This window comes from Shewanella sp. LC6, assembly GCF_006385735.2.
Taxonomy (GTDB): Bacteria; Pseudomonadota; Gammaproteobacteria; order Enterobacterales; family Shewanellaceae; genus Shewanella; species Shewanella xiamenensis.
Map to the genome: position 1 here is coordinate 1,564,786 of NZ_CP043902.1, position 20,992 is coordinate 1,585,777.

The 20,992-nt window shown below is 45.4% G+C and carries 22 protein-coding genes; all 22 read left to right on the forward strand.

Translation table 11 applies throughout. From position 1 onward, the window contains the following. The first annotated feature begins 41 nt into the window (after positions 1 to 41). The 22 genes from FJD32_RS07055 (at position 42) to FJD32_RS07160 (ending at position 20,935) form a co-directional block, all read left to right on the forward strand. Entirely contained in the window at positions 42 to 1,736 is a 1,695-nt protein-coding gene (locus FJD32_RS07055) for a flagellar hook-length control protein FliK (RefSeq protein WP_140907829.1), read from the forward strand. Positions 1,737 to 1,819: 83 nt separating this feature from the next. Further along, positions 1,820 to 2,341 (forward strand): flagellar basal body-associated protein FliL, encoded by a 522-nt coding sequence (fliL, locus tag FJD32_RS07060; RefSeq protein ID WP_037420354.1) that lies wholly within the window; start codon positions 1,820 to 1,822, stop codon positions 2,339 to 2,341. A 40-nt stretch (positions 2,342 to 2,381) separates the two neighbouring features. Further along, complete coding sequence (gene fliM, locus FJD32_RS07065; protein ID WP_037420356.1) at positions 2,382 to 3,413, forward strand: flagellar motor switch protein FliM; 1,032 nt, start codon at positions 2,382 to 2,384, stop codon at positions 3,411 to 3,413. Between the two features lie 12 nt (positions 3,414 to 3,425). Further along, a complete protein-coding gene (gene fliN / locus FJD32_RS07070; RefSeq protein WP_037420360.1) occupies positions 3,426 to 3,800 on the forward strand; it encodes a flagellar motor switch protein FliN in 375 nt (124 codons plus the stop codon). Positions 3,801 to 3,834: 34 nt separating this feature from the next. Continuing rightward, positions 3,835 to 4,242: a flagellar biosynthetic protein FliO gene (fliO, locus tag FJD32_RS07075; RefSeq protein ID WP_037424769.1), complete on the forward strand. Its 408-nt coding sequence runs from the start codon at positions 3,835 to 3,837 to the stop codon at positions 4,240 to 4,242. Beyond that, positions 4,242 to 4,985: a flagellar type III secretion system pore protein FliP gene (gene fliP / locus FJD32_RS07080; protein WP_172588141.1), complete on the forward strand. Its 744-nt coding sequence runs from the start codon at positions 4,242 to 4,244 to the stop codon at positions 4,983 to 4,985. Before fliO ends, fliP begins: the two co-directional genes overlap by 1 nt. A gap of 17 nt (positions 4,986 to 5,002) precedes the next feature. Beyond that, complete coding sequence (fliQ, locus tag FJD32_RS07085) at positions 5,003 to 5,272, forward strand: flagellar biosynthesis protein FliQ (protein WP_037420368.1); 270 nt, start codon at positions 5,003 to 5,005, stop codon at positions 5,270 to 5,272. 4 nt (positions 5,273 to 5,276) lie between these two features. Then, positions 5,277 to 6,074, forward strand: a complete 798-nt coding sequence (gene fliR / locus FJD32_RS07090; RefSeq protein ID WP_069453227.1) for a flagellar biosynthetic protein FliR — start codon at positions 5,277 to 5,279, stop codon at positions 6,072 to 6,074. A 17-nt stretch (positions 6,075 to 6,091) separates the two neighbouring features. Beyond that, positions 6,092 to 7,222: a flagellar biosynthesis protein FlhB gene (flhB, locus tag FJD32_RS07095; protein ID WP_140907830.1), complete on the forward strand. Its 1,131-nt coding sequence runs from the start codon at positions 6,092 to 6,094 to the stop codon at positions 7,220 to 7,222. A gap of 576 nt (positions 7,223 to 7,798) precedes the next feature. After that, positions 7,799 to 9,898, forward strand: coding sequence for a flagellar biosynthesis protein FlhA (gene flhA, locus FJD32_RS07100; RefSeq protein ID WP_037420379.1), 2,100 nt, complete (start codon positions 7,799 to 7,801; stop codon positions 9,896 to 9,898). A gap of 11 nt (positions 9,899 to 9,909) precedes the next feature. Continuing rightward, positions 9,910 to 11,289, forward strand: coding sequence for a flagellar biosynthesis protein FlhF (gene flhF, locus FJD32_RS07105; protein WP_037420382.1), 1,380 nt, complete (start codon positions 9,910 to 9,912; stop codon positions 11,287 to 11,289). A gap of 4 nt (positions 11,290 to 11,293) precedes the next feature. Beyond that, entirely contained in the window at positions 11,294 to 12,175 is an 882-nt protein-coding gene (locus FJD32_RS07110; RefSeq protein WP_037420384.1) for a MinD/ParA family protein, read from the forward strand. Further along, positions 12,168 to 12,881, forward strand: a complete 714-nt coding sequence (locus FJD32_RS07115; protein WP_047539533.1) for an RNA polymerase sigma factor FliA — start codon at positions 12,168 to 12,170, stop codon at positions 12,879 to 12,881. Before FJD32_RS07110 ends, FJD32_RS07115 begins: the two co-directional genes overlap by 8 nt. A gap of 47 nt (positions 12,882 to 12,928) precedes the next feature. Further along, a complete protein-coding gene (gene cheY / locus FJD32_RS07120; RefSeq protein ID WP_007649667.1) occupies positions 12,929 to 13,312 on the forward strand; it encodes a chemotaxis response regulator CheY in 384 nt (127 codons plus the stop codon). Between the two features lie 13 nt (positions 13,313 to 13,325). Continuing rightward, positions 13,326 to 14,063 (forward strand): protein phosphatase CheZ, encoded by a 738-nt coding sequence (locus FJD32_RS07125; protein WP_037424753.1) that lies wholly within the window; start codon positions 13,326 to 13,328, stop codon positions 14,061 to 14,063. A gap of 15 nt (positions 14,064 to 14,078) precedes the next feature. Next, positions 14,079 to 16,388, forward strand: a complete 2,310-nt coding sequence (locus FJD32_RS07130; protein ID WP_069453226.1) for a chemotaxis protein CheA — start codon at positions 14,079 to 14,081, stop codon at positions 16,386 to 16,388. 20 nt (positions 16,389 to 16,408) lie between these two features. Further along, the gene (locus FJD32_RS07135; RefSeq protein ID WP_140907831.1) at positions 16,409 to 17,533 is read left to right on the forward strand and encodes a chemotaxis response regulator protein-glutamate methylesterase; all 1,125 of its coding nucleotides are present in this window, start codon (positions 16,409 to 16,411) and stop codon (positions 17,531 to 17,533) included. 13 nt (positions 17,534 to 17,546) lie between these two features. Then, positions 17,547 to 18,065, forward strand: coding sequence for a membrane anchored protein in chemotaxis locus (locus tag FJD32_RS07140; protein WP_181159905.1), 519 nt, complete (start codon positions 17,547 to 17,549; stop codon positions 18,063 to 18,065). Between the two features lie 66 nt (positions 18,066 to 18,131). Further along, positions 18,132 to 18,923: a ParA family protein gene (locus FJD32_RS07145; RefSeq protein ID WP_140907832.1), complete on the forward strand. Its 792-nt coding sequence runs from the start codon at positions 18,132 to 18,134 to the stop codon at positions 18,921 to 18,923. After that, positions 18,907 to 19,887, forward strand: a complete 981-nt coding sequence (locus FJD32_RS07150; RefSeq protein WP_140907833.1) for a chemotaxis protein CheW — start codon at positions 18,907 to 18,909, stop codon at positions 19,885 to 19,887. The genes FJD32_RS07145 and FJD32_RS07150 overlap by 17 nt, the downstream gene beginning before the upstream one ends. Before the next feature lie 7 nt (positions 19,888 to 19,894). After that, on the forward strand, positions 19,895 to 20,389 hold the full coding sequence (locus FJD32_RS07155) for a chemotaxis protein CheW (protein ID WP_011073088.1): 495 nt from the start codon (positions 19,895 to 19,897) through the stop codon (positions 20,387 to 20,389). A gap of 147 nt (positions 20,390 to 20,536) precedes the next feature. Continuing rightward, entirely contained in the window at positions 20,537 to 20,935 is a 399-nt protein-coding gene (locus FJD32_RS07160; protein WP_037420401.1) for a DUF2802 domain-containing protein, read from the forward strand. The last annotated feature ends 57 nt before the right edge of the window (positions 20,936 to 20,992 follow it).

Here is a 20,992-nt window from a genome sequence, read left to right on the forward strand (position 1 = left end):
CCCACGCTCTTTTTCCTCTGGGCGGATGTTTAGGAGCTTTTATGCAACAAATGAACAATATCCTATTAGTATCTAATGCGAAAAATAGTGCTGGCTCAAGTAAAATATTGGGGCAAGATGCTAATAGTGAAGACTTTTCTGCCGCTTTGGCTTCAGTGACATCTATTAGCTCATCCTCGACTAACACCAATGTTTCTCCAGATGTTTCTGCCAAATCGACAAAACAGAAAACAGATATTGATGACACTAGTGCAGATGATGAAGCTGATATTAGCTTGATTTTTGCTCAAATAGGCATGGCAAACGAGATGAAAAAAGCGGCCGCTCCTAGCGACTCTTTGCCGCTTGAAGCTCAATTAACGACAGAAGATGCCGCTAGCATCTTAGCCCCTGCAACAGAGGATGGCGCTTTACCAACGGAAGAGACTATCAAGCCAACTTTTTTAGATGATCTAGCGAAATTTGCACAGTCGCATGAAGCTACCTTAACGAATGACTCATTAGATGAAACAATAGGTGAACAAGTTTTAGATCAAGCTAATGTGGTCGAACATCTGCAACAATTACCACAAAATCAACCATTGGGATTTCAGCAAGATGAGATATCTGGTGATCAAGAAAATATAGCCTCCTCTCTGCAAGATATTGCACCTAGGCAGGCACCCCCTATTAATACTGTAGGTTTGATTGCAACGGCGAATACTGAAACTGTGGATAAGACTGGCGCTTCGACCGATGATACGCTTATAGATGATGCATCAATGCTTGCAGAGATGCGAACTGAAAAATGGGTTAAACCGCCAGAACCCCCCATTTTACCGATTGAAGGGGAATCTATCTCTGAAGCTAACAAGTTAGAGGTGAAAGAGGCTGAACTAAGCAATAAGTCGATAAATCTGTCGCTCCCATCAATTGATAAAACGATTGCGCCAACGGTTGGACAGTCACCGTCAGTCAATACAGCTAATGTGTCAGTTACCGATGCTGATGCCGTGATATTAAACTCTACGACTAAAGAGCTTAATGCCTTAGGTGCGGTTTCGGTTGAGCCTAATGCTATTGACGACAATCCTTCACGCGCCGAAATTTCGGCAGGATTATTGTTAAAAGATGCCAAGTTAGCCGTCACACTGGATTCGCGGCAAGAAAACGCCTTATCTTCGCTCGATACTGGCCATGAAGAATCTGTTACAGAATTTAAGCCTGCTGATTTTAAAGCGGTATCGATACAACACTCTTTAGCTAACCAGCAAATTCAACGCCAAGAGATACCACAGGTTCATCTTTCCTTACGTCAAGGCGTTGAAAACCAAAATCAGATGCAGGAAATGATCCAGCGCTTTTCTCCTGTGATGAAACAGCAGCTTGTTACTATGGTTAGCCAAGGTATTCAACAGGCGGAAATTCGCCTAGATCCACCCGAACTTGGACACATGATAGTGAAAATACAAGTTCATGGTGAGCAGACGCAAGTACAATTCCATGTTGCTCAGGCGCAGACCCGCGATGTGGTTGAGCAAGCGATTCCTCGTTTACGTGAATTATTACAAGAACAAGGCATGCAACTCGCTGACAGTCACGTCTCTCAAGGTGACCAAGGACAACGCCGTGAGGGAGGATTTGCAGACAGTGGCGGTTCAAGTGGTGGAAATGTGGATGATTTCTCGGCAGAAGAACTCGATTTAGGTTTAAATCAAGCAACTAGTTTAAATTCGGGTATAGATTATTACGCTTAAGCAGGTAACCTATAGTAACAAAGTGGATTATAAACTGAGCCTTAATCCCATTCCCAAATTTAGCCTATTAAAGAGAACAGAAAATGGCCAAGGAAGAATCACTAGAACTTGAAAGTACTGAAGCACCAAAAAGTAAAAAGAAGCTATTTATTTTTATCGGTGTGGGTGTCTTTGTTGCGCTATTAATTGGTGGCGCGCTTTGGTTTTTCCTTGGAAGTAGTGAAGAGGCTCCTGTCGAGGCCGAAGGTGCTAAAACCGAAACGGCAGCGCCGGCTGCTGAGCCGGCATTGGCAGCTTATGTGCCGATGCCTCGCCCATTTTTATTTAACCTTCCAGGACCGGACCGCGCTCGGCTTGTCGAAATCAAAGTGCAACTTATGGTCAGAGGTCAAGATGATGATGTGTTGACCCAAAAGCACATTCCATTGATTGAAGATGCGCTGCTAACCACTTTTAGTGGTGCCGATGTGCAAAAGCTAAGTACACAGGCGGGTAAAGATGAATTACGACAATTAGCCCTGTTGAGCGTACAAAACACGTTGCAATCTGTAACGGGACGTAAAGTCGTTGAAAAAGTGCTCTTTACTGGTTTTGTCATGCAATAACCTTTCATCTTCAGCACCTTAAAGAGGCGAAGACAATACTGTGAGTGATTTATTAAGCCAAGACGAAATTGATGCGCTCTTACACGGGGTCGATGATGTCGAAGAGGATGATGAGCTTGATGCCGCTGGGCAGGAGGCTCGTTCCTACGATTTTTCTTCCCAAGATCGGATTGTGCGTGGTCGTATGCCCACGCTCGAAATTGTTAATGAGCGTTTTGCCCGTCACCTGCGGATCAGCATGTTTAACATGATGCGTCGCGCGGCCGAAGTGTCGATCAACGGCGTGCAAATGCTCAAGTTTGGTGAGTACGTACATACCCTATTCGTCCCAACCAGTCTGAACATGGTACGTTTCCACCCCCTAAAAGGTACTGCGCTGATTACCATGGAAGCGCGACTGGTATTTATTTTGGTGGATAACTTTTTTGGTGGTGATGGCCGTTTCCACGCCAAGATTGAAGGGCGGGAATTTACCCCCACTGAACGGCGTATTGTGCAGTTATTACTTAAAATTATCTTTGAAGATTATAAAGATGCTTGGGCACCAGTGATGGATGTGGAGTTTGATTATCTAGACTCCGAAGTTAACCCAGCGATGGCTAACATTGTCAGTCCAACTGAAGTCGTTGTCATTAACTCCTTCCATATCGAAGTGGATGGTGGTGGTGGTGATTTCCACATCACGATGCCATATTCGATGATTGAGCCAATCCGCGAATTACTCGATGCGGGCGTACAGAGTGATAAACAAGATACCGATATGCGTTGGTCACAGGCGCTTCATGACGAGATTATGGACGTTAAAGTAGGCTTTGATGCCACCGTGGTTGAGCACGAACTCACACTCAAAGATGTAATGAACTTTAAGGCTGGGGATATTATCCCTATTGAATTGCCAGAGTACATTATGATGAGAATTGAGGACTTACCGACTTACCGCTGTAAAATGGGACGTTCACGCGATAATCTAGCACTTAAAATTTACGAAAAAATTCCTCGTCCTGAGACGGTCAAATCCGAATTACAATTAGTGACGCGTAAAGGCAAAGCCAGAGACATATCAGAATTATAAAGGTGGAGTGAGATGAGTACAGATGATGATTGGGCAGCTGCGATGGCCGAACAAGCTCTGGAAGAGGCTAATGCCGTTGATCTTGATGAGCTAGTGGATGACTCACAGCCGATTAGCAAGGCAGAAGCGGCTAAGTTAGATACCATTTTAGATATACCTGTGACGATTTCGATGGAAGTTGGTCGCAGCTTCATCAGTATCCGTAACCTGTTACAGCTGAACCAAGGTTCAGTGGTTGAGCTCGATAGAGTTGCAGGTGAACCGTTGGATGTGATGGTTAATGGCACGCTTATCGCCCATGGTGAAGTGGTGGTGGTAAACGATAAATTTGGTATTCGCTTAACAGATGTAATTAGTCAGACTGAGCGAATTAAAAAGCTTAAGTAATATCACTCATTAAGAAAAAGCCTGAAGGAGCGAGATGAGCACATCGGTAATTCTCAATGCCGCGTCAGCAGCTCAGGCGAGTGTCGCTGAAGTGGCCACCCAAGGTGCAGTGGCGACAGCAAAAGTGACTGAGCCATCACAAATGGCAGCAGCGGCGAGTATGCTCGGTGGGCTTATTTTAGTTCTATTGCTTATTTTCGCCTTAGCTTACCTGCTAAGGCGATTTAATTTAGTGCCAACCAATCATAGTGTGCTGAAAACCCTTGCAGTAACATCCCTTGGTCAGAAAGAGCGCCTTGTTTTAGTTCAAGTGGGTGAACAGCAGTATTTACTTGGCGTGAGTGGGCAACAAGTTAATTTAATTGATAAATTAGCTGAGCCTATCGAAATTGAGTCCGTATCTTTTGCGGACAAGCTACGGCAGGCGAAATTAAAACAATGATGAAGTACATACTCACTTTTATAGGGATCAGTGCACTGATGTTTGCGACCTCGGTAGGCGCTGCCGATGGTGTACTGCCTGCGGTAACCGTAAAAACCGCCGCCGATGGTTCGACCGAATATTCGGTTACCATGCAAATCCTATTGCTAATGACTTCGCTGAGTTTTTTACCCGCCATGGTCATTATGTTGACGTCCTTTACCCGCATCATTGTAGTGCTCTCCATTTTGCGCCAAGCGATTGGTTTACAGCAGACACCGTCTAACCAAGTCTTAATCGGTATGAGCCTGTTTATGACCTTTTTCATTATGGCGCCGGTATTTGATAAAATTTATGATCAAGGGGTAAAACCTTATATTGATGAACAGCTTACTCTGCAACAGGCCTTTGATAAGGGCAAAGAGCCGTTAAGGGCATTTATGTTGGGGCAAGTGCGTACCACGGATCTCAAAACCTTTATCGATATTTCGGGTTACCAGAATATTAATTCACCCGAAGAAGCACCAATGAGTGTGCTTGTGCCTGCATTTATCACCAGCGAGCTCAAAACGGCCTTTCAAATTGGTTTTATGTTGTTTGTGCCTTTTTTAGTACTCGATTTAGTGGTGGCCAGTATCTTAATGGCCATGGGGATGATGATGCTCTCGCCTATGATTGTGTCATTGCCCTTTAAAATTATGCTGTTTGTACTTGTTGATGGCTGGGGGCTTGTGATGGGCACCTTAGCCAATAGCTTTGGTTAGACAGGCGGAGTACTGAGATGACGCCAGAAGCGCTAATCGATATTTTTCGCGAAGCTCTAGCCGTTATTGTGATGATGGTTTCGGCTATTGTTCTGCCTGGGCTCGGCATTGGCTTAATTGTGGCGGTATTCCAAGCTGCGACCTCAATTAACGAGCAAACTTTAAGTTTTTTACCTCGACTTATTGTGACCTTGCTTGCTTTGATGTTAATGGGTCATTGGTTAGTACAGACCTTAATGGATTTCTTTATTGAAATGGTTAACCGTATTCCTCAAGTGGTAGGTTAATCCCATGGAGTTGCTGCTTGATACGTTAATGCAAACCATTGCTTCGTATATGTGGCCACTGTTTCGAGTCGCCAGTATGCTGATGGTTATGGTGGTGTTTGGCGCGGCAACAACTCCCACTCGTGTGCGTTTACTTCTTGCTATTGCCATAACCCTCGCAATTGCCCCCGTGTTGCCGCCCGTTAAGGATGCAGAACTCTTTTCCTTAAGCGCCGTTTTTATTACTGCACAGCAAATTATTATTGGTGTTGCCATGGGTTTTGTGACCCAAATGGTGATGCAAACCTTTGTGTTAACGGGTCAGATTATCGGCATGCAGACCAGCTTAGGTTTTGCCTCTATGGTTGATCCGAGCTCTGGACAACAAACTCCAGTGATTGGTAACTTCTTCCTGTTGCTCGCAACCTTAATTTTTTTAGCTGTTGATGGTCATCTGTTGATGATCCGTATGCTTGTGGCCAGTTTTGATACACTGCCGATTTCTAATGTGGGATTAACGTTGACCAGCTATCGCGCGTTGGCGGAATGGGGGTCTTATATGTTTGGTGCGGCATTAACTATGTCGCTGTCAGCAATTATCGCGTTATTGGTAGTCAATTTATCCTTTGGGGTTATGACCCGCGCTGCACCACAGCTAAACATTTTTTCGATTGGTTTTCCGATTACGATGATCGGTGGATTGTTAATTTTATGGTTAACCTTAACTCCTGTTATGGCTCATTTCGATGAAGTATGGGCATCGGCACAGCTTTTGCTGTGTGATATTTTAGGGCTTCAGTGTCAAGCCGATGGCATACTTTAACCGGATAGGAACGCGTAATGGCTGAAGAAAGTAGCGGCGAACGCAGCGAGGAACCCACCGGGAGGCGCCTCGAACAGGCGCGGGAAAAAGGTCAGGTTGCCCGTTCCAAAGAATTAGGTACGGCCACAGTTCTGCTTTCGGCTGCAACAGGACTGTATATGCTCGGTCCTGGAATTGCAAAAGCACTTTCCAATGTGTTTGAACGTGTGTTTACCATGGATAGAGCTGCAATTTTTGATACTAATCAAATGTTTAATGTCTGGGGCGTTGTCGGCGGCGAAATTGGTTGGCCGTTACTTAAGATTATGCTGCTGATTGTGGTGGTGGCATTTATCGGTAACGTGTCCCTTGGTGGAATGAATTTTTCTACCCAAGCCATGATGCCTAAAGCCAGCAAAATGAGCCCGATTGCGGGTTTTAAACGGATGTTTGGTGTGCAAGCCTTGGTTGAATTAATGAAGGGCATTGCTAAGTTTTCTGTTGTCGCGTTGGCGGCATATTTTCTTCTAAATCATTATTTTAATGATATTTTACTCCTTTCTGCCGATCATCTTCCTGGGAATGTCTACCACGCCTTAGATTTACTGGTATGGATGTTTATCCTACTTTGCTCTTCCGTACTATTCATTGTAGTGATCGATGTGCCATTTCAGATCTGGAACCATAATAAACAGCTGAAAATGACAAAGCAGGAGGTCAAAGACGAGTATAAAGATACCGAGGGTAAACCTGAGGTCAAAGGGCGAATCCGCCAAATGCAGCGTGAATTAGCGCAGCGACGCATGATGGCCGAAGTTCCCAATGCGGATGTGATTGTGGTGAACCCTGAGCACTATGCAGTGGCGATAAAATATGATGTTAAGCGCTCTGCAGCACCTTTTGTGATTGCTAAGGGCGTCGATGAGGTTGCCTTTAAAATTCGTGAGGTAGCAAGGGCGCATAATATAGCCATCGTTACTGCACCACCACTTGCGCGGGCGATTTACCATACCACTAAACTTGATCAACAAGTCCCCGAAGGCCTATTTACCGCGGTAGCACAGGTACTCGCTTATGTATTCCAGTTAAGGCAGTATCAAAAAGGGCGTGGCCGCAAACCTATCCCTATTCCCGTTAATCAACCTATTCCTGAAGATCTGAAGTACTAGGGCGTGTTGACGTTTCATGGTTGTTTTTGCAGCAGTTTGGCTGGCTTTTATGCAAGGCAAAGTCCGTGCAGTGTAGTTATTCTACATAAACGGACGATAACGCGGCAGAAAAGCCAGCCAAATGCTGCCCGAAGGGTTCGTCTGGTAAGCCCTTACTCTTACTTTCTGTCATAAAAGCTGCTCGTCATTTGAGTAGAACAACCACACATCTTTCTTCGTTTCGGCCAGAATGAACAAAATCTAATTTCGAAACGTCAACACGCCCTAGGAACGATAGATGTTTCAGTATTATTTTTGCAGCCAAATGTAGCCCTCAGGAGTTATCTGGTAAGCCCTTACTCTTACTTTCTGTCATAAAAGCTGCTCGTCATTTGAGTAAGACAACCACACATCTTTCTTCGTTTCGGCCAGAATGAACAAAATATAATCTTGAAATCTCAACAAGTCCTAGTAACGAGTAAATAGTGCTCTAACGTAAAGTTAGCTAGCTACATATTAGCTTCACTACCTGATTGTTAGTTGTTGGCGTGCTTTTTGCTTTTAGGCTGTTATACGTCAAAGTTTAGGTATCTGTGAATGGATGTTAAAGCCTCCCTAGGCCAAGTAAAACAGTTGAAGCTAAGCTCTTTTAAGGGCATAGGTACGCCAGCACTAGTGCTTGCAGCATTGGCGATGATTGTACTGCCAATTCCCCCGTTTCTACTCGACATCTTATTTTCCTTTAACATTGCTTTAGCCTTGATTGTGCTTTTGGTCGCGATTTATACCGATAGACCTTTAGACTTTGCTGCCTTTCCAACCGTTTTATTAGTTGCAACACTGCTTCGACTTGCACTTAACGTGGCCTCGACCCGTGTGGTATTACTCGAAGGTCACAACGGTGGTGATGCGGCGGGTAAGGTGATTGAGGCCTTTGGCTCCGTAGTGATTGGTGGTAACTATGCCGTTGGTCTAGTTGTATTTATCATTCTGATTATTATCAACTTTGCTGTTGTTACCAAAGGTGCTGGCCGGATTGCTGAGGTGAGTGCTCGCTTTACCTTAGATGCGATGCCCGGTAAGCAAATGGCAATTGATGCTGACTTAAATGCGGGCATTATTAATCAAGATCAAGCCAGAACAAGACGGGCTGAAGTCACCCGCGAAGCTGACTTCTATGGCGCAATGGACGGTGCGTCTAAGTTCGTTAAGGGCGATGCTATCGCGGGTATCATGATTTTAGTGATCAACATTCTCGGTGGTTTTATTATCGGGATTGTGCAGCATGGTTTGACATTCTCTCAAGCCGTTGAAATTTATACCCTCTTAACAATAGGTGACGGGTTAGTCGCCCAAATCCCAGGCTTATTACTGTCAATTGCTGCGGCATTGATGGTAACTCGCCAAAATGAATCTGGCGATATGGGTCAGATGTTGATGAGTCAGATGTTTGACAGTCATAAATCGCTAGGGATTGCTGCTGGCGTATTGTTCGTTATGGGGATTGTGCCTGGAATGCCGCACATGGCGTTTTTAAGTTTCGCCGTTTTAACGGGATGTGCGGCTTATTTTATATTTAAACGTAATGAGGCTAAACGTGCCAAAGCCCTCGAACAAGTCAAAACGGGCCCAACGGAAAGAGCCGAAAGAGAGCCTAAGGAACTTAGCTGGGACGATGTGCATCATGTCGACACTATCGGTCTTGAAGTGGGTTACCGTTTAATCCCCTTAGTCGATAAAGGTCAAGGTGGAGAATTACTCAGCCGGATCAAGGGCGTACGTAAAAAGCTTTCGCAAGAATTGGGATTCTTGGTTCCTGCGGTTCACATACGTGACAATTTAGACCTTTCGCCTAATGCCTATCGTATTTCTCTTATGGGCGTTGTTGTGGGTGAGGCGGATATTCGCCATGACTGCGAGCTCGCCATTAATCCGGGACAAGTGTACGGTAAGTTAGATGGCATTGAGACCCGTGATCCTGCCTTTGGTCTCGAAGCCGTGTGGATTGCCCCTGAACTGCGTGAACATGCCCAAACCTTAGGGTATACGGTAGTGGATGCCGCGACGGTAGTGGCAACTCATATCAGCCAAATATTGACGAATAATGCAGCAAAACTTTTAGGCTACGAAGAAGTGCAACAACTGATGGATATGCTTGCTAAACACTCGCCTAAGTTGGTGGATGGCTTTATTCCTGATGTGATGCCGCTCGGAAATGTCGTAAAAGTGATGCAAAACCTATTAAATGAAGGAGTTTCTGTCAGAGACTTGCGTACCATAGTGCAAACTTTGTTAGAATACGGCACTAAGAGTAACGATACTGAAGTGTTAACGGCGGCGGTGCGTATCGCATTGAAGCGCATGATCGTTCAAGAGATCTCTGGCCCTGAACTCGAAATCCCCGTCATAACTTTGGCGCCAGAGTTGGAACAAATGTTGCATCAATCAATGCAAGCAACGGGTGGAGATGGCCCCAATATCGAGCCAGGTCTTGCGGAGCGTATGCAACAATCCTTAGCGGATGCCGCTCAAAAGCAAGAAATGGTCGGACAGCCTGCCATTTTGCTAACGTCTGGTATGTTACGTGCGACCCTGTCTCGCTTTGTTAAATATACTATTCCTAATCTCAGAGTGATTTCTTACCAAGAAATCCCCGATGAAAAGCAAATACGCATCGTATCTGCCGTCGGCCAGTAGAGGACGCATAAGTGAAGATTAAACGTTTTTTTGCCAAAGACATGCGTGCTGCACTGGCCCAAGTGAAGGACACGCTCGGCTCCGATGCGGTGATTATGTCCAATAAAAAGGTGAACGGCGGTATTGAGATTGTCGCTGCCGTTGACTACGACGAGCCAAAAGCGAAAGCGCCTGCTGCGACTCCGACCTTTATGGATGTGAGTGATGACTTAGTTTCGCTCGGTGCCAAAGCGCCTATCCGCGCTGAAACTAAGCTAAAACCCTCGGCGCCAGCGGACTCACTCCAAGCCTTGCTTGAGAAGCAACAAAATCGTTTAAACCAACAACTCACGCATCAACAACAAGATGCAGAGCTTCCTGCATGGGCTAAAGGATTACAAGCTACCGCAGCTGCGCCTAAAGCTGAGCGCCGTGATATGGGCAATCCCTTCGATAAAAAGTCACAGAGTTCGCAAAAGCAAAATGCCGATCTTGAAGCCATGCGCGACGAGTTATCATCCTTACGTAATTTGTTGACCCATCAGGTTTCAGCATTGATGACTGAGCATAAAAAGCGTATCGACCCTGTCGGTGCCATGCTGGAGTCAAAGTTGTTGGAGGCCGAGTTTTCACCAGCGGTGGCAAACAAATTAGCTGCGCTGAGCCAACACTATACTCCTGCAGAATTAGTTCGTGCACTGCCGCAAAGTCTTGCGAATATGCTTGATAATCAAGGTGATGATATTGTTAAGCAAGGCGGTGTTGTGGCATTAGTTGGTCCCACTGGAGTGGGGAAAACCACTTCCTTGGCTAAACTGGCCGCACGCTTTGCTGCTCACCATGGTGCTGACCAAGTGGCATTGATTACCACAGATCATTATCGTATTGGCGCCTATGAGCAATTGGCCACCTATGGCAAAATCATGGGCTGCCCAGTCAAACAAGCCCATGACCTTGCTGAACTAGAGCAAATTCTGTATCAGTTTAGAAATCGCAAGCTAGTATTGATAGATACCGCGGGTATGGGCCAACGAGATATGCGGCTTTACCAGCAACTTGATAATTTAACTGCAAATAGCAGAATACCTATCCGCAGTTATCTGGTACTGTCTGCCACAGGACAGCGCCGCGTGCTGCAAGATGCTGTAAATCACTTTAAACGCATTCCCTTATCTGGTGTTGTACTCACCAAACTTGATGAATCTGTGTCTTTAGCGGGCGCATTAAGTGTGTTGATCCAAAGTGGATTGCCATTAAGTTATGTTACGGATGGGCAGCGAGTGCCCGAAGATATGAAAGTTGCTGATACTTTGATGCTCGCTGAGCAAGCATTAGCGGCCTTAGAAAACACAGAACAACAATCGTTACCAGACACAGCGTGGTCAGATAATATGACCTGTGCATTTGAGTAGAGTTATGACCCTGGATCAAGCAAGTGGTTTACGTATGATGAATCAACCCTATAACGAAAAAGTGAAAGTAATCGCGGTTACGGGTGGTAAAGGTGGTGTGGGTAAAACCAGCGTATCCATCAATACTGCCGTAGCATTAGCCGAGAAGGGCAAGCGTGTCTTAGTGCTTGATGCTGACCTTGGCTTAGCAAACGTCGATGTCATGTTAGGGATCCGTGCTGAACGTAACCTTTCCCATGTATTGTCTGGCGATGCTGAGTTAGATGACATTATTGTCCGGGGGCCTAAAGGTATTGGGATTGTGCCAGCCACATCGGGTACTCAGGGCATGGTAGAGCTAAGTCCTGCGCAACATGCTGGCTTAATTCGTGCTTTCAGTGAGATGCGCACCCAGTTTGATATCCTCATCGTGGATACTGCCGCGGGGATTTCTGACATGGTACTCAGTTTCTCCCGTGCGTCACAGGATGTGTTGGTTGTTGTTTGTGACGAACCAACGTCTATTACTGACGCCTATGCATTAATCAAAATCCTCAGCCGTGAACACGGCGTCTTCCGCTTTAAAATTGTTGCAAATATGGTGCGTAGTTTACGCGAAGGTATGGAATTGTTTGCTAAACTCAGTAAAGTGACCGACAGATTCTTGGACGTGGCACTTGAATTAGTTGCGACCATTCCATTTGATGAAAATTTGCGTAAATCGGTTCGCAAGCAAAAGTTAGTGGTTGAAGCTTATCCTAAGTCTCCCGCTGCAATTGCTTACCAAGGCCTAGCGAATAAAATTATGAGCTGGCCAGTACCACAGCAACCTGGTGGGCATTTGGAGTTTTTCGTTGAGCGCTTAGTTCAACGACCAGATTTTCAAGAGGAAAAAACGAGTGAATAAAGCCGCAGCGTATACTTGTTTAGACAATAAAACGTCAATCGTTGAACAGTATGCACCGTTGGTTAAAAGAATTGCACATCACTTGCTCGCCAGATTACCTGCCTCTGTGCAGTTAGATGACCTGCTACAGGCGGGGATGATGGGATTATTAGAAGCATCATCTAAGTTTGATGGCGGTAAAGGTGCAAAGTTTGAAACCTTCGCCGGCATAAGGATCCGTGGCGCCATGTTGGATGAAATCCGCCGTGGCGATTGGGTTCCTCGTTCTGTCCACCGAAATAATCGTCGAGTTGCCCAAGCTATTGATGAATTAGAGCAAGTGCTAGGTCGTGATGCGCGCGACACAGAAATTGCAGAAAAACTTGATATGACGCTCGATGAGTACCATCATATTCTTAACGATGTTTCTGTTGGTAAAATCATAGGGATAGAAGACTTAGGCGTATCACAGGATATACTCACTACAAGCGATGATATTAGCGATGGTACGTTTGAGGTCTTGGCAGAAACCCAGTTTCATTCTGCACTTGTTGAGGCGATAAAATTATTGCCCGAAAGGGACGCGCTAGTGCTATCGTTATACTACGATGAAGCATTGAATTTAAAAGAGATTGGCGCCATTCTTGAGGTAAGCGAATCGCGTGTTAGCCAGATATTAAGTCAGGCAATGTTGCGACTCAAAGGCAAACTCAAGCATTGGACATAAGTATAATTATTAATTGAGCACTGAATGTCAGCTCACCGGAGGAAACCTTGGACAAGAATATGAAGATTCTCATCGTTGATGACTTTTCGACAATGAGACGTATCATCAAGAACTTGTTGCGAGACTTGGGCTTTAACAACACCCAGGAAGCGGACGATGGCTCAACCGCCTTGCCAATGTTGCAAAAAGGCGATTTTGATTTTGTCGTTACAGACTGGAATATGCCAGGCATGCAGGGTATCGATTTACTTAAAGCCATTAGGGCCGATGACTCCTTGAAGCATTTACCGGTATTAATGGTCACTGCCGAGGCAAAACGTGAACAAATTATTGCTGCAGCACAAGCGGGTGTGAATGGGTATGTGGTAAAGCCTTTTACCGCAGCAACATTGAAAGAGAAGCTAGATAAAATATTTGAACGACTCGCTTAAGCAGGGATGAGCTATGAAGTCACATACATCAGGGCTCATCACGCTCGAGCATGCTCAGCGTTTAGTCGAACTGTTAAGCGCGAATGAACAAAATCAAGCTGATGATTTATTAAGAGAACTGGCAGCTCCTCTTCAGAGGGAACTTTTTGATGAGGTGGGCAAACTCACTCGCCAATTGCATAGCGCTCTTATGGATTTCCAAATCGATAATCGGTTAGTTGAGTTAGCCAATACAGAAATACCCGATGCTAAGGAACGGCTAAGTTATGTCATTGACATGACTGAACAAGCTGCAAATAAGACTATGGATGCTGTTGAGGAGTGCTTGCCGTTAGCGAATGCATTAACCGCGAACATCCAACAAGTGATGCCATCGTGGGACAAATTAATGCGTCGTGAAATTGCCCTCAGTGATTTTAAGGTGCTTTGCCATAACGTTCAGCATTTGATGTCGCGAAGTGAATTGGACTCAAACCGATTACGCGAATTGCTCAACCAAATATTGATGGCGCAGGATTTTCAAGACCTGACTGGACAAATGATCCGCAGGGTAATCGATCTAGTGATGGAAGTTGAAAGTAATCTGGTGTCTATGCTGACGGTGTTTGGTGAGCAGCCAATGATTGAGAGTCAGATTACTCAGAAAAATAATATTGAAGCTGAAGGGCCGATAATGAATGCCGAGCTTCGTCAAGATGTAGTAACAGGTCAAGACGAAGTGGATGATCTGCTATCGAGTCTGGGTTTCTAACTGGGAGTCAATTTGATGGCCTTTGATGTAGATGAAGAGATACTCCAGGACTTTTTAATCGAGGCGGGGGAAATATTAGAGTTGCTTCAAGAGCAGCTTGTTGCCCTTGAGAATAATCCTGATGATACTGACTTGCTAAATGCCATTTTTAGGGGGTTTCACACCGTAAAGGGCGGCGCAGGTTTCCTAAGTTTGACTCCCATGGTTGATGTCTGCCATGAGGCAGAAAACACATTCGATTTATTGCGTACTGGCAAGCGCAGTGTCACAGCAGAATTAATGGATATTATTCTTCAGGCTGTTGATGCGATTAACACCATGTTTGCTCAAACCCAGCAGGGAGAGCAACAAGATCCTGCTGATGCTGCATTACTTGCAAAGTTAAAGTTACTTAGTTCTGGTGAGCCTCTGCCGTCAGAATTAGGACAAACTGCGTCAGAGCCTCAATCTATTGCTGAGCCCGAACCCGAGTCCGTTATTGAAACTGTTGTTGACGTTGTCGCAGTTGAAGAGATGCCTGTTGAGGCTGTGAGTTCTTCAAACTCAAGTATTGATGAGATTAATGAAGCGGAGTTTGAGGCTTTGCTTGATGCACTGCACGGTAGTGGAAAAGGTCCCGGTGTGACTAACACTACTAATGCTGATGTTGTGGCAGCACCCACTGCGTCAACTCCCTCTGTATCAAATACAGCCAAGCCTAAAGTACAACAAGCTACCAGCTCGGGTGATGATATCACTGACGATGAGTTTGAAGCCCTGCTTGATGAGCTTCATGGTTCAGGAAAATTTAATGGCAAAGTAGATACACCTATATCACCTCAGCCTAAGGTTGAAACTGTTGCTGTGCCAGTGTCAACACCAACACCAACTGCTGTTGCTGTCGATTCAGACGAAATTACTGACGATGAATTTGAGCGTTTACTCGACGAACTTCATGGAAAAGGTGGGGCACCAGCCAAAGCTGTTGCAAAAGTGGAATCTGCGAAACCGACTCCCACTCCTGCCACATCTGCTGCGGCTCCTGCTGTGCCTAAAGCCAGTGTTACTCCGGTAACCCCTCCAGCGGTTAAACCTCAGGCCGAAGTTGCGCTCGCCGAGAAGGCTCCTGTTAAAGCTGCCGCTGCCGCATCAGCAAATGTTCCTCAAGGTGAAACGACCGTTCGCGTAGATACTGCACGACTCGACCAAATCATGAATATGGTGGGAGAGCTAGTATTAGTACGTAACCGTTTGGTGAGTTTGGGCATTAGTCGTGATGACGAAGAGATGTCTAAGGCACTCGCGAATCTAGATTTAGTGACTGCTGACTTGCAAGGCGCGGTCATGAAAACCCGTATGCAGCCTATCAAAAAGGTTTTTGGCCGTTTCCCTCGCGTTGTTCGTGATTTAGCCCGTACGCTCAATAAAGAAATTGATTTAGTGTTGGTCGGTGAAGAAACTGACCTTGATAAAAACTTGGTTGAGGCGCTGGCGGATCCTTTAGTGCACTTGGTTCGTAACTCGGTCGACCATGGTATTGAAATGCCAAATGACCGTGAAGCCTCTGGTAAACCCAGGACGGGGACGATTACTCTATCGGCAAGCCAAGAGGGTGACCATATTCTGCTAAAAATCGAAGATGATGGCGCAGGTATGGATCCCGAAAAGTTAAAACAAATTGCCATTAAACGTGGCGTGCTGGATGAAGATTCCGCTGCGCGTATGACGGACAATGAAGCTTATAACTTGATCTTTGCCCCAGGCTTTTCGACCAAGGTCGAGATTTCAGATATCTCTGGTCGTGGAGTGGGGATGGACGTGGTTAAAACCCGTATCACCCAACTCAACGGTACTGTGCATATTGACTCGATGAAAGGCAAAGGCACCATACTTGAGATTAAAGTGCCGTTAACCTTGGCAATTATGCCAACACTTATGGTCGATGTGGCTAAACAAGTTTTTGCTCTACCATTATCAAGTGTTAATGAGATTTTTCATCTCGATCTTACCAAAACCAACATTGTTGACGGGCAGCTCACTGTCATCGTTCGCAACAAGGCCGTGCCGCTCTTCTATCTAGAGCATTGGTTGCATCGAAATAAAACTACCTTCAAACATGGTGACAAGAAACATGGTCATGTTGTGATAGTGCAGTTAGGTATGATGCAGATCGGTTTTGTTGTGGATGCACTGATTGGCCAAGAAGAGGTGGTGATTAAGCCACTGGGAGCCTTGTTGCACGGTACGCCAGGTATGGCTGGGGCAACGATTACATCCGATGGTGGTATTGCGCTTATCTTGGATGTTCCTGGGCTATTAAAGCATTATGCGAAAAATAAAAGTTAGTTCCCAAGTTAAGGAATGGAATGGCCATTAAAGTATTAGTCGTTGATGACTCAAGCTTTTTTAGACGACGTGTTAGTGAAATAGTCAATCAAGATCCTGAACTGGAAGTGATCGCGACGGCTGCTAACGGGGCTGAAGCGGTGAAGATGGCTGCTGAGCTTAATCCCCAAGTAATCACTATGGACATTGAAATGCCTGTCATGGACGGTATCACCGCCGTCCGTGAAATCATGGCAAAGTGTCCAACCCCGATTCTGATGTTTTCATCATTAACCCATGATGGCGCTAAGGCTACCTTAGACGCCCTAGATGCGGGTGCGTTAGATTTTTTACCTAAACGTTTTGAAGATATCGCGACCAATAAAGATGAAGCGATTTTGTTATTGCAGCAAAGAGTCAAGGCTCTTGGTCGTCGTCGAATTTTCCGTCCAGTGGCGCGTCCTAGCGTTACCCCAATTACCCCAAGACCAAGCACGGGCTCGGTATTAGGGAATGTGGCCACACCTGTTCAAAGTGCACCTGCGCCAGTGCGTACGTCACCAGTATCGTCTATTCGTGCTAGTGGTAAGCAATACAAATTATTGTTAATCGGTACGTCGACGGGGGGGCCTGTCGCCTTACAGAAAATTTTGACTCAGTTTCCCGCAAATTATCCGCATCCTATTTTGCTGATCCAACACATGCCAGCCGCTTTTACCCCAGCATTTGCAAATCGTTTAAATGGTTTATGTAAAATCGAGGTAAAAGAAGCGGCAAATGGCGATATTTTGCGTCCAGGTTGTGCGTATCTAGCGCCAGGTGGAATGCAGATGATGGTAGAGCGTACAGGCGTCACAGGCCGAATAAAAGTGCTCGCCGGTAGTGCTGAAATGAATTATAAGCCTTGTGTCGATATCACTTTTGCTTCAGCCTCAAAAGCCTACGGTGGAGATGTGCTTGCTGTAGTGTTAACTGGAATGGGAGCTGACGGCCGAGAAGGAGCACGCATGCTCAAAGCTGCCGGTGCGACCATTTGGGCGCAGGATGAAGCGAGTTGCGTCGTTTATGGCATGCCTCAAGCAGTGGCCAGTGCGGGAATTGCCACTCAATCCATTTCACTGGAGCACATGGCTGAATCGATTTTAAAAGAGTCTGCACGTGGCTAGTAGCAAGTCACAGATAAGCACAAATATTGTGCTTATTATGGTGCTAATGATGATGACGATCGTTTGTCTTGGTGCCTTAAGTTTCGATTATCATCGAAAAAACATAAAATTGCTTGCTGATGTTAAACGCTTAGCATCGACCCAAGTCGTGCTCATGGTGCCTGATGAACAAGCTAAGGTCATTGCTGATTGGCTTGCTACACACCCAGAACAAACTAAGGCTATGCTAAAAATGGTGGCGCCTGGTGAACATAATGCGGTGACTCTTGGGCCTGAAATGCGAGCGGCGGATGGTAATAATATTCCGCCTTTACTTGAAAAAGTGCCTGAGATGGATAAACAACAGTTATCCTCTCAGTCACCTGCTGAATCATCAGTCTCTTTGCGTTTGCAAAATGAAGCAGCATTGACAACAGAGGTTCAACAGGAGTCGACTCAAGTTCCTGTGGTGATTTCGGAAAATGCCGACGGTGTTAAGGTGATAAGTCTGCCTAACGGTGGCATAAGAGTCACGACAAGGGAAGAAGAGTAACGTGGTGGGCCGCGTAATCATTCCACTTGTAAATGGCACAGAATCAACATTTAAGAGGTCAGTGCTTTGAAAGTCTGGACCATAGCGAATCAAAAAGGTGGGGTCGGTAAAACCACTTCGGTAGCAAGTTTAGCGGGAGCACTCGCTAAACGGGGTAAGCGCGTCTTGATGATTGATACCGATCCTCATGCTTCACTCGGTTACTACCTTGGGGTTGACTCAGAAGAGGTGTCCGGTTCTCTTTTTGATGTATTTGTTGCGCACAATCATCTTACAAAAGAGCTGGTTAAATCGCATATCGTACCAACTTTGGTGGATGGTTTAGATTTATTACCGTCGACTATGGCGCTAGCAACACTGGATAGAGCTTTAGGCCATCAAGAAGGAATGGGACTTGTCTTACGTAATTTGCTTGCCCTTGTTGCTGATGAATATGATGTTGCCATCGTCGACTGCCCGCCCGTCTTAGGTGTGCTGATGGTGAATGCGTTAGCCGCGAGCCAACATATTGTCATTCCTGTGCAAACCGAGTTCTTAGCGATTAAAGGGCTGGAGCGCATGGTCAAAACTATGGAAATCATGGGGCGGTCAAAGAAGACTCGTTACAGTTATACCGTAGTCCCAACAATGTTTGATAAGCGTACTAAGGCATCTCCTGCTGCGTTGCAGGTGTTGAGTGAACAGTATGGTGAGAGTCTATGGCGTGATGTTATTCCTGTAGATACTAAGTTTAGAGATGCAAGTTTAGCGCATTTACCCGCCTCCCATTATGCAAGCGGTTGTCGTGGTGTGAAGGCCTATGAAAGATTATTAGATTTTCTTTTAGCTGGGGAGTTTGGCCATGTCAAAATCGGTTGATGAAACTGTTTTTGATTTTTTTGAATTATTATTGCACGAAGATGATAGTGCCTTTGGTGCTTCCCCAATTAAATCTCAAGAAAATGTTGCGACCGCTTTTGATAGCAGTAAAAAAACGGAAACTCAGCAGCTCAATAATGCCATTTTGGCAGAGCATGAGCGGTCTAAAGCGGATGTTAAAGCTACTCTAGAACCTGAAGTACAACCTATTCGGGCAAAAAGCATTGTTACTGTCTCCTCTAAGGAGAGTGCTGAGCCGTTAGTGAATAAACAGTCGCTAGAGCGCCTGCTTGCGCCAGTCCTAAAAGCGGAAGCTACAGTTGTTGATAAGCCAACGGAGGTTATCGAGCAACCTTTACCAGCACCCAAGCAACCTGTAGTAATAACGGTTGCTGAAGTTGATGAGACTGCGGATGTTGCGCCGACGCAAGTCGATAACTTATCGACTGTGCCCGACACCCAAGTCGGCTTTGCGCCTCCAAGTGTGACAAAAGATCTGCAAGAAGTGCTCGATGATGAGTTTCAAGTACTATTCTTTAAGGTAGCTGGGTTGACGTTAGCGGTTCCATTAGTCAGTCTCGGTGGTATCGTCAAAGTAGAACGGATTAATCATATTATTGGCCGTCCTTCTTGGTTCCTTGGTGTACAAACTCATCGAGAAGAACAGTTAAATCTAGTGGATACCTGTGCGTGGGTTATGCCAGAAAAATACACAGATAAACTGGCGCAATCGGTAAATTATCAATATCTTGTATTATTAGAGGGCAGTAATTGGGGATTAGCTTGTGAGTCCCTTCTTAATGCAGTAAAAATTACCAAATCGCAAGTAAATTGGCGCAGCAAAGCAGGGAAACGTCCTTGGCTAGCTGGTGTGGTTAAAGAACAAATGTGTGGCATTTTGCACGTACAAGCCTTAGTTGAAATGCTTGATGCGGGTTTAGGCTGTCAGGACTCCATTGGTTGAGGTAAACATGAAAGATACAAGAAATGTCGCAGCCGTGGCTGCAAGTAAAGATGATGCAGTATTGCAATGGGTTACCTTTAAGTTAGACAACGAAACTTATGGTATTAATGTCATGCAAGTGCAAGAAGTGCTGCGTTACACCGAAATTGCTCCCGTACCTGGTGCACCACACTATGTTTTAGGGATTATCAATTTACGCGGTAATGTGGTTACTGTTATTGATACCCGCTCACGTTTTGGGTTGCAATCAGCGGAAGTGGATGATTCGACACGTATCGTGATCATTGAAGCGGAAAAGCAAGTCATTGGTATTTTGGTCGATAGTGTTGCTGAAGTCGTTTACTTACGCCGCTCTGAAATTGATAACGCGCCTAACGTTGGTACAGAAGAGAGTGCGAAGTTTATTCAAGGCGTTAGCAATCGTGATAATGAGTTATTGATCTTAGTTGATTTAGACAAACTATTATCCGATGAAGAGTGGGCTGAATTAAATCAACTCTAAATATTCATCGGAGGCGGCAGATAGTGTCTATCTGCCGCTTTGCTTTTTGTTATGCGAACGATTCATTTGGCTTTAATTTACTCTTTTAGAATGCCACTTGATGAGTCGGTGCTGATTTCAGCTGATTGTGATGCGTAGGGATGATGAATGGGCGATGAATTTTTAATCGCAGCCTTAGTTTATGTGATTGCGTGTTTAGGTTTAGTTCTTTACCTTCAGAAACAATTAAGTAAGTTGCGCAGTAAAGTTGAAGCGTTAACCGTATTAGTGAAAGAGGGCGATCGTCAGCGCGAGGGCTTTAAGCGTGAAATGCAGGAGCTTCGAAGCGGTACCATTGGTATGGGACGTCGTGTGATTGAGCTTGAAAAACGCTTACATCAACAATCTGAACGCATTGAAGAATCTACTCAACAGGATCCCCAAGCAAAGCTTTATACGCGTGCGATGAAGATGGTTGCCCTCGGAGCTGGTGTAGATGAGCTAATCAAAGAGTGTGAATTGCCTAAAGCTGAAGCTGAGTTGTTAATTCGTTTACACCGTAAATAGGCGAATAATTTGGGACGCACTTCGTGACTCTCGGCCTGCTGCTCTAGAACGCCACGT

Coding starts and splice junctions, on each gene's coding strand:
- FJD32_RS07155 (WP_011073088.1), top strand. CDS start 19,895: ATGAAAGATACAAGAAATGTCGCAGCCGTGGCTGCAAGTAAAGATGAT.
- FJD32_RS07110 (WP_037420384.1), top strand. CDS start 11,294: ATGACCCTGGATCAAGCAAGTGGTTTACGTATGATGAATCAACCCTAT.
- fliR (WP_069453227.1), top strand. CDS start 5,277: ATGGAGTTGCTGCTTGATACGTTAATGCAAACCATTGCTTCGTATATG.
- fliQ (WP_037420368.1), top strand. CDS start 5,003: ATGACGCCAGAAGCGCTAATCGATATTTTTCGCGAAGCTCTAGCCGTT.
- FJD32_RS07125 (WP_037424753.1), top strand. CDS start 13,326: ATGAAGTCACATACATCAGGGCTCATCACGCTCGAGCATGCTCAGCGT.
- flhA (WP_037420379.1), top strand. CDS start 7,799: ATGGATGTTAAAGCCTCCCTAGGCCAAGTAAAACAGTTGAAGCTAAGC.
- FJD32_RS07160 (WP_037420401.1), top strand. CDS start 20,537: ATGGGCGATGAATTTTTAATCGCAGCCTTAGTTTATGTGATTGCGTGT.
- FJD32_RS07130 (WP_069453226.1), top strand. CDS start 14,079: ATGGCCTTTGATGTAGATGAAGAGATACTCCAGGACTTTTTAATCGAG.
- FJD32_RS07150 (WP_140907833.1), top strand. CDS start 18,907: ATGTCAAAATCGGTTGATGAAACTGTTTTTGATTTTTTTGAATTATTA.
- flhB (WP_140907830.1), top strand. CDS start 6,092: ATGGCTGAAGAAAGTAGCGGCGAACGCAGCGAGGAACCCACCGGGAGG.
- fliL (WP_037420354.1), top strand. CDS start 1,820: ATGGCCAAGGAAGAATCACTAGAACTTGAAAGTACTGAAGCACCAAAA.
- fliP (WP_172588141.1), top strand. CDS start 4,242: ATGAAGTACATACTCACTTTTATAGGGATCAGTGCACTGATGTTTGCG.
- fliN (WP_037420360.1), top strand. CDS start 3,426: ATGAGTACAGATGATGATTGGGCAGCTGCGATGGCCGAACAAGCTCTG.
- fliO (WP_037424769.1), top strand. CDS start 3,835: ATGAGCACATCGGTAATTCTCAATGCCGCGTCAGCAGCTCAGGCGAGT.
- FJD32_RS07055 (WP_140907829.1), top strand. CDS start 42: ATGCAACAAATGAACAATATCCTATTAGTATCTAATGCGAAAAATAGT.
- FJD32_RS07135 (WP_140907831.1), top strand. CDS start 16,409: ATGGCCATTAAAGTATTAGTCGTTGATGACTCAAGCTTTTTTAGACGA.